The 346-nt window shown below is 54.9% G+C and carries 1 protein-coding gene; it reads right to left on the reverse strand.

Going from position 1 to position 346, the window contains the following annotated elements:
* The coding region (locus tag EZM41_RS02805) for a phosphonate C-P lyase system protein PhnH (protein WP_198469290.1) at nucleotides 1-346 on the reverse strand (346 nt) is incomplete at both ends.

Consider the following 346-nt stretch of genomic DNA (forward strand, 5'->3'; position numbering starts at 1 on the left):
AGGATCACATCGACGCCGAGGGGAAATTCCTCGTTTGCCTCGTGAACGAGAGCGAGGTTCTCGGGGAAAAGCCCGCAGATAGCAAAGCCTCTTTTCTCTGGCACCCCCGGTCCCTCTACAACGACATAGGTATCTACATCCATTCCGCTCGAGGCCGTAACCTTTGGAGGACATGTCATCGTCATTTCAGGGTCTACGAGGGCCACCTTGGCGTAGTTGAAGGGGCTCTGGATGCCGAACATTTTGAGCTCTGGCAGGACGATACATCTTTGAGCGTCGGATACGACGCCGAGCTTGAAACTCCTCTTAAGCCGGGTGAGCGCTTCAAATACGCGAGGGTAAAGCC

Source organism: Acetomicrobium sp. S15 = DSM 107314 (assembly GCF_016125955.1).
In the GTDB taxonomy this organism is placed as follows: domain Bacteria; phylum Synergistota; class Synergistia; order Synergistales; family Thermosynergistaceae; genus Thermosynergistes; species Thermosynergistes pyruvativorans.